The sequence below is a fragment of the Streptomyces sp. NPDC057302 genome (genome assembly GCF_042667685.1).
GTDB lineage: Bacteria > Actinomycetota > Actinomycetes > Streptomycetales > Streptomycetaceae > Streptomyces.
In genome coordinates this window covers 48,388-57,372 of sequence record NZ_JBHUZJ010000064.1, presented here as the reverse complement: position 1 = coordinate 57,372, position 8,985 = coordinate 48,388, and the positions used below count along the sequence as shown (strand labels likewise).

Genomic DNA, 8,985 nt, shown 5'->3' with positions numbered 1-8,985 from the left:
CTGGCGCTGTCGGGTCAGGGTGGCATGGTGTCGCTGGCGGTGACGGTGGAGGCCGCGCGTGAGCGGATCGCGCGGTGGGAGGGGCGGATTTCGCTTGCTGCCGTGAACGGTCCGCGCTCCGTGGTGGTGGCGGGTGACGCCGACGCCTTGGACGAGTTGATGGAGTCCTGCGCGGCCGATGAGGTGCGCGCCCGCCGGGTCCCCGTCGACTACGCCTCGCACTCGCCGCACGTCGAGCGCATCCAGGAAGAACTGGCCGGTGTGCTGGCGGGTGTTGAGCCGCTGCCCGCACAGGTGCCGATGCTGTCGACGGTCACCGGGGAGTGGTTGACCGGGGCCGAGGTCGGCGCGGAGTACTGGTATCAGAACCTGCGCAACACCGTCCGGTTCGAAGAGGCCACGCGCGGCCTGCTCGACCAGGGGTTCGGCGCGTTCGTCGAGTGCAGCCCGCACCCCGTCCTCACCTTCGGGGTCCGCGAGACGCTGGACGCGACCGGCGGCGACGCCGTAGTCGTGGGCACGCTGCGCCGCACCGACGGCGGACTCGACCGGTTCCTGCTGTCCGCCGCCGAGGCGTACGTGGAGGGTCTGCCGTTCGACTGGCGTGCCGTGGTGCCCGCCGGGCAGCATGTGGACCTGCCCACCTACCCCTTCCAGCGCAGGCGCTTCTGGCTCGACGAGACGGCCCGCCCGTCCGCGGCCGGCGACCCCGCCCTGGAGGAATTCTGGTCCTCGGTGGAGCGCGGCGACCTCGCCACGACCCTGGACGTGCCCGCCGACGCGCCGCTCACCGACGTACTGTCCAGCCTGGCCGACTGGCGCCGCCGCAGTCAGGAGCGCTCCACCCTCGACGCGTGGCGCTACCGCGTCACCTGGAACCCGCTTGCCACCGCCACGACCCCCGCCCTGACCGGCACCTGGCTCGTGATCGGCTCCCCGTCCGAGGCCGAGCACCCGTGGCGGACGGCGGCCGTCGACGCGCTGCGCGCCCACGGAGCCGACGTCCTGGAGACCGACGGTTCCGCCGATTCGCTGCGCGCCCTGGACGGCGTACCCAGTGGTGTGCTCTCTCTCCTGGCCCTCGACGAACGGCCCGACCCCGCGGCGCCGACCGTCCCGAACGGCCTTTCCGGCACGCTGGCGCTCGTGCGGGCACTCGGTGACGCCGAAATCGGCGCGCCGCTGTGGCTGGCCACGACCGGCGCGGTGTCCGTCGGCCGGTCCGACCCGCTGACCCACCCGACGCAGAGCCAGACATGGGGCCTGGGCCTCGCCGTCGGCCTCGAACACCCGGACCGCTGGGGCGGCATCGTCGACCTGCCCGCGACCCCCGACGCCAGGACCGCGACGCGGCTCGCCGCAGCCCTGGCCGGGCAGGCGGACGAGGACCAACTGGCGGTCCGGGCATCCGGGGTGTCCGTGCGACGCCTCACCCCGGCCCCCGCACCGGCTGCGACAGCCGCCTGGCGCGCCCAGGGCACCGTACTGATCACCGGTGGCACCGGCGCCATCGGCGGCCACGTGGCCCGCTGGCTCGCGGGCAACGGAGCCGAGCACATCGTCCTGACCAGCCGCAGCGGCGCGAACGCCCCCGGCGCACAGGAGCTGGCGGCCGAGCTGACCGGGCTCGGCGTCAAGGCCACCGTCGCCGCCTGCGACGCCGCCGACCGTGCCGCCCTCGCCGACCTGTTCGCCCGGCTCGACGCCGACGGCACCCCGGTCCGCTCGGTCTTCCACGCCGCGGGCACCGTCCCGTCCCTGCCGCTGGCCGACACGGACACCTCGGACCTCGCGTACGCCCTGGCGGCCAAGGCCGTCGGCGCGGCCCACCTCGACGAGCTGTGCGCCGGACGCGAGTTGGACGCGTTCGTGCTGTTCTCCTCCGGCTCCGCGGTGTGGGGCAGCGGCGAACTGGGCGCGTACGGCGCCGCCAACGCCTTCCTCGACGGCCTCGCACAGCGCCGCCGTACCGAAGGGCTGCCCGCCACCTCGGTCTCCTGGGGCATGTGGGCGGGCGGCGGCATGGTGACCGGCGACCTCGACGACCAGCTGCGCCGCCGGGGCCTGCGTCCCATGCGGCCCGAGCTCGCCGTCGGCGCGCTCGCCACCGCCCTCGCGACGGGCGAGACGACCGTGACGGTCGCGGACATCGACTGGGCCCGCTTCGCCCCCGGCTTCACGGCGGCCCGCTCGCGCCCGCTGATCAGCGAGATACCCGACGTCGTCGCCCTCGCCGCACAGGACGCGGTGGAACAGCCCGCCTCCGGCGGCGCGCTCGCCGACCGGCTGACCGGGCTCGCCGACGCCGACCAGCACCGGCTCCTGCTCGACCTGGTCCGCGGCCACGCGGCGACGGTGCTCGGCCACGAAGGACCCGGCACCGTCACGCCGGACCGCGCCTTCCGCGAGCTGGGCTTCGACTCCCTCACCGCCATCGAGCTCCGCAAGCGCCTCAACACCGCCACCGGCGTACGGCTGCCCGCGACCGTCGTCTTCGACCACCCGACGCCGGAGGCGCTCGCCGACCACCTGTACTCCGTGGTCCTCGGCGAGCGGCAGACCACCGCGCCGGCCCAGGCCGCGGCCCGCACCGCCGACGATCCGATCGCGGTGGTGGCGATGAGCTGCCGTTACCCCGGCGGCGTACGCGGCCCCGAGGACCTGTGGTCGCTCGTCCTGGACGGGCACGACGCCATCGGGCCGTTCCCCGAGGACCGGGGCTGGGACCCCGACAGGCTGTACCCGGCCGATGCCGAGGCCCAGGGCCGCAGCCGCACCCTGGAGGGCGCCTTCCTCGACGACGCGGGCGGGTTCGACGCGGGCTTCTTCGGCATCGCCCCGCGCGAAGCCCTCGCGATGGACCCCCAGCAGCGGCAGGTGCTCGAACTGGCCTGGGAGGCCTTCGAGCGGGCGGGCATCGACCCCACCTCCGTACGCGAGAGTCTCACCGGCGTGTACGTCGGTGCCTCATCGCAGAGTTACGCGGGCTCCCTGGAGCAGGCCACCCCCGAAATGGACGGCTACCGGCTCACCGGCGACGCCCTGAGCGTCGTATCCGGGCGGATCGCCTACTCCCTCGGTCTGCGCGGCCCCGCCGTCACCGTGGACACCGCGTGCTCGTCCTCCCTGGTCGCCCTGCACCTCGCGGTGCAGGCGCTGCGGTCGGGGGAGTGCTCGATGGCCCTGGCGGGCGGTACGGCGATCATGGTGACGCCGACGCCCTTCGCCGAGTTCAGCCTCCAGGGCGGCCTGGCACCCGACGGCCGGTGCAAGCCCTTCGCCGACGCCGCCGACGGCGTCGGCTGGGGCGAGGGCGCGGGACTGATCCTCCTCGAACGGCTCTCCGACGCACGGGCCAACGGCCACGAGGTGCTCGCCCTCGTCCGGGGCTCCGCGACCAACCAGGACGGCGCGTCGAACGGCCTCTCCGCACCGAGCGGTCCCGCGCAGCAGCGGGTCATCCGCGCGGCGCTCGCGAACGCGGGCCTGTCCACCGCCGACGTCGACGCCGTCGAGGGCCACGGCACCGGCACCCGGCTCGGCGACCCCATCGAGGCGCAGGCACTGCTCGCCACCTACGGCCAGGACCGCCCCGCCGAACGGCCGCTGTTCCTCGGCGCGCTGAAGTCCAACATCGGCCACACCCAGGCGGCTTCGGGCATCGCGGGCGTCATCAAGATGGTGCAGGCGATGCGCCACGGCGTACTGCCGCGCACCCTCCACCTCGACCGCCCGTCCGACCACGTGGACTGGACGACCGGCGCCGTGGAGCTCCTCGCCGAGCAGCGGCCGTGGCCGGAGGCGGGCAGGCCGCGGCGGGCCGCCGTCTCCGCGTTCGGTGTCAGCGGCACCAACGGCCACATCATCCTCGAACAGGCCGAACCCGCCCCCGCGGCCCCGGCCCCCGTCGAGCAGCCCGACGACCGCACCCTGGCGTGGGCACTGTCCGCCCGCGACACCGCCGCACTGTGCGAGCAGGCCGCCCGGCTGGTGGCCACCGTGGACGCACGGCCCGAACTGTCGCCGGTGGACATCGCCGCGACGCTCGCGACCGGGCGGGCCGCGCTCGACCAGCGCGCCGTCGTCCTCGGCACCGGCACACCCGAACTGCGCGCCGGTCTCGAAGCGCTGGCCGAGGGCGCCGTCACTCCCCGCACGGTGCGTGGAGCCCCCGACGGCGGCAGGCTCGCCGTCTTGTTCTCCGGCCAGGGCTCCCAGCGCATCGGCATGGGCCGCGGCCTCTACGAGGCGCACCCCGCGTTCGCCGACGCGCTCGACGAGGTGTTCGCCCACCTCGACCCGCTGCTCGACGTGCCGCTGCGCGACGTCGTCTTCGGCGACGACCAGACCGCGCTCGACCGCACCGAGTACGCCCAGCCCGCGCTGTTCGCCGTCGAGGTCGCGCTCTACCGGCTGTGGGAGTCCTGGGGCCTGGCGCCCGACGCGCTCGCCGGCCACTCGGTCGGCGAACTGGCCGCCGCGCACGTGGCGGGCGTCTTCTCCCTGGCCGACGCCTGCACGATCGTCGCCGCACGCGGCGCGCTCATGCAGGCGCTGCCCGCCGGCGGCGTCATGGTCGCGGTACAGGCCACCGAGGACGAGATCACACCGGAGTGCTCCGAGAACGTGGGCATCGCCGCCATCAACGGCCCGAACTCGCTGGTCCTCTCCGGCAGTGAGCTCGAAGTGCTCGACCTCGCCGACCGGCTCAAGGCGCAGGGACGCAAGGTGACCAGACTGCGGGTCAGCCACGCGTTCCACTCGCCGCTGATGGAGCCGATGCTCGACGCGTTCCGCCGCGTCGTGGCAGGCGTGAGCGCCAACCCGCCCGCACTGCCGATCGTGTCCACGCTGACCGGCGCACCCGTCGACGCCGAGGAACTGACGTCACCGGACCACTGGGTACGGCATGTGCGCCGGCCCGTGCGGTTCGCCGACGGCATCACGGCCCTCGTCGCACAGGGCGTGACGACCATGATGGAGGTCGGACCCGGCGGCGCGCTCGCCGCCATGGGCCAGGACAGCGCCCCCGGCGCCGTCTTCGTGCCGACGCTGCGTACCGACCGGCCCGAAGCGGACACACTGACCCTTGCCGCCGCGCAACTCCACGTCCGGGGCGCACGCTTCGACCTGGCGGCCGTGCTCGGCGGCCAGGGCACGCGCGTCGACCTGCCCACCTACGCCTTCCAGCACGACCAGTACTGGCTGACCGCGGCCGTCGCCCCCGCGGGCGACGGGGCGACGGCGGCCCTCGGCGTCGCCACCGGCGACCACCCGCTGCTGCGCGCCGCGGTCGCACTGCCCGACGCCGACGGCGTCGTCTTCACCGGCAGGCTGTCCACGCGGACCCAGCCGTGGCTCGCCGACCACGGTGTCGGCGGCCGGGTGCTGTTCCCCGGCACGGGCTTCCTCGACCTCGCCCTGCACGCCGCGGGCCACTGCGGACTCGACACCGTCGAGGAACTGACCCTGCACGCCCCGCTGGCCCTGCCCGAGCGCGGCGCCCGCGTCCTGCGGGTCGCGGTCGGCGCGGAGAGCGACGACCGGCGCACGATCCGGGTGCACTCGCGGGACGAGGACGCCGACCGGGACGCACCGTGGACCGAGCACGCCAGCGGCACGCTCACCCTGGGCGACGCCCCGGCGACCGAGCTGTCCGTGTGGCCGCCGCAGGGCGCCACACCGATGGACGCCGACGACGTCTACGACCGCCTCACCGACCTCGGCTACGGCTACGGCCCGGTGTTCCGCGCGCTGCGCGCCGCCTGGCGCCTGGGCTCCGACGTGTACGTCGAGGTGTCCCTGCCCGACGGGACCGGCGGCGAGGGCTTCAGCGTGCACCCCGCCCTGCTCGACGCCGCCCTGCACGCGCCGGTCCTCCGTGCCCTCGACGAGATCGGCGGCGGCCCCCGGCTGCCGTTCAGCTTCTCGGGCGTACGGCTGCACGCCGTCGGCGCCTCGACGCTGCGGGTGCGCTGGTCGCCCACCGGGCAGGACCAGATGTCGCTGGCCGTCGCCGACCCGACGGGCAGGCCCGTGGCGAGCGTCGAGTCGCTGGTGATGCGACCGGTGGAACTCCACAAGGCCGCGTCCCCGGCCACCGACGCCCTGTTCGCGCTGGAGTGGACACCTTCCGACGCGACCGGGGACAGGCCTGTCCGCCTTGCCCTGCTCGGCGGGGGAGACCTCGGTATCGATGTGCCCGTCGTGCCCGACTTCGGCGCCCTCGACGGCGTGAGCGACCTGCTCGCACTCTCCCCCCGGCCGTCGGGCACGGACGGATCGGCAGCGCGCGAGACGGTCTCCTGGGCACTGGAACTGGCCAAGGACTGGCTCGCCGACGAACGGACCGCCGACGCCCGCCTGGTGTTCGTGACCCGCGGCGCCGTCGACACCGAAACTCCCGACCCGGCGCAGGCCGCCGTATGGGGGCTCGTGCGGTCGGCGCAGACCGAGAACCCCGGCCGGTTCGCCCTGGTCGACCTCGACGACACCGAGGAGTCCGCCATCGCCGTGCCGGCCGCGCTGGCCTCCGGCGAACCCCAATCGGCGGTACGGGCCGGCCTGGTGACCCAGCCCCGGCTCACCCGCGCCACCACCGACCAGCTGCTCCCCGAGCCCACCGACGGGCCGTGGCGCCTCGACGTCGATGCGCGGGGCTCGCTGGACGACCTCGCCCTGGTGCCGCACCCCGAGGCGACCGCGCCCCTCGCACCCGGCGACGTACGCATCGCCGTCCGCGCGGCGGGCCTGGACTTCCGTGACGTGCTGATCGCTCTCGGCGCCCACCGGAGCGCGGGCGAGCCGGCCGGTGAAGTCGCCGGCATCGTGACCGAGGTCGGCGCGGCCGTGACGGACCTGGCCGTCGGCGACCGCGTGCTCGGCATGGCCACCAAGTGCTTCGGGCCGCTCGCGGTCACCGACCGCAGGATGATCGCCCCGATGCCCGCCGGATGGACCTTCGCGCACGCCGCGTCCGTACCGCTGGCGTTCCTCACCGCCTACTACGCCCTGCACGACCTGGCAGACCTGCGTCGCGGCGAGTCCCTCCTCGTGCACGACGCGGCAGGCGATGTCGGCATGGCGGCCGTCCAGCTCGCCCGGCACTGGGGCGCTGAGGTGTTCGCGACCGTGAGCCCCGCCGAGCGGGACACCGTACGGGCGGCGGGCGTGCCCGACGCGCACCTGGCGTCCTCGCTCGACACCGGCTTCACGGCGGACTTCGCCGCCGAGACCGGCGGCCGTGGCGTGGAGGTGGTCCTGAACTCGCCGGTACGGGAGTTGCCCGCCGCATCGCCGCAGAAGCCGGAACGCGTCGAAAGTGCCCCGGAATCAAGGGAGTTCGTGCACGCGTCCCTGGAGCTGCTCTCCGACGGCGGCCGGTTCATCGAGCTCGGCAAGGACGACGTACCCGAGCCCGACGACCTGCCGCCCGGCGTCAAGTACGCCATGTTCGACCGGACGCAGGTGGACCCCGACCGCTTCCAGGACATGCTGGCCGAAGTGCTCGCACTGTTCGCGGCAGGCGTGCTGAGCCCCCTGCCGGTGCGCGCCTGGGACGTCCGCCGCGCGCCCGAGGCCTTCCACCACCTCGGCCGGGAACCGCACCGCGGCAAGGTCGTCCTGACCGTGCCCGCCCCGCTCGACCCGGACCGCCCGGTCCTGGTCACCGGCGGACTCGGCACGCTCGGCGCGCTGGTGGCCCGGCACCTGGTCGCCGACCGCGGCGTCCGCAACCTCGTCCTCGCGGGACGCAAGGGGCCGGCGACCGACGGCGCACAGGAACTGCGCGACGAACTGGCGGCAATGGGCGCCGAAGTGACCGTCGCGGCGTGCGACATCGCCGACCGTGACGCGGTGGCCGCGCTCCTCGCCTCCCTCGACCGGCCGCTCGGCGCGGTCGTGCACGCGGCGGGAGTCGTCGACGACGGCGTCCTCGAATCGCTGACGCCCGAGCGGATCGACCGCGTCTTCGGCCCGAAGGTCGACGGCTTGCTGCACCTGGACGAACTGACCCGGGACGCCGACCTGTCCGCGTTCGTCGTGTTCTCCTCGGCGGCCGGCATCATCGGCAGCGCGGGCCAGGCGAGCTACGCCGCCGCGAACGCGGCGCTGGACGCACTCGTGCGGCGCCGCCACACCCTCGGCCTGCCCGGCGTCTCACTGGCGTGGGGCATGTGGGCGGCCGCGAGCGGCATGACCGCGGGCCTCGACGCGGAGGACCGGGCCAGGCTCGGCCGCTCCGGCATCCTCGAACTGCCCACCGAGGACGCCCTCGCGCTGTTCGACGCCGCGACGCGGGACGACCGCGCCGCACTCGTACCGCTCCTCCTCGACACGACGACGCTGCGCGGCCAGGCGGCGGACGGCACCCTGCCCCCGATGCTGCGGGGCCTGGTTCGCGCCCCCGCCCGTCGCGTCACGACGGCGACCGCCGCCGCGGGCACGACGTTCACCGACACCGTCGCGGCACAGTCCGCCGCGGACCGCGAACAGACGGTCCTCGACCTGGTCTGCGCCCAGGTCGCGGCGGTGCTCGGCCATGCGGCCGGCGCCCAGGTCGATCCCGGCCGCGCGCTGCAGGACCTCGGGTTCGACTCACTGACCTCGGTGGAACTGCGCAACAGGCTCACCGAGGCCACCGGGCTGCGGCTGCCCTCGACGCTCGTGTTCGACCACCCGTCGGCCGCCGCGATCACCCGGCACGTACTCACGCTCCTGCCGCGCACCGAGCCCGAGCCGGAGACCGGCGTACTCGACCAGCTCGACCGCCTCGAGAACACCCTGCTCGCCCTCACCAACGACGACGGCGCCGCCACCAAGGTGGACCTGCGGCTGCGGGCCCTGCTCGCCAAGTGGAGCGACGCGCGGGCCGACGACATCGACGAGGACGTCGAGTCCGACCTCACCTCGGCCACCGACGACGAACTCTTCGGTTACCTCGACGACGAACTTGAGACCTCGTGACCGTGTCGGACCGCAACG

Annotated in this window: 1 protein-coding gene; it reads left to right on the top strand. The window is 74.7% G+C overall.

Translation table 11 applies throughout. The features are described 5' to 3' along the window. On the top strand, positions 1 to 8,967 hold the full coding sequence (locus ACFUPX_RS32655; protein WP_383330928.1) for an SDR family NAD(P)-dependent oxidoreductase: 8,967 nt from the start codon (positions 1 to 3) through the stop codon (positions 8,965 to 8,967). Positions 8,968 to 8,985: the final 18 nt, after the last annotated feature.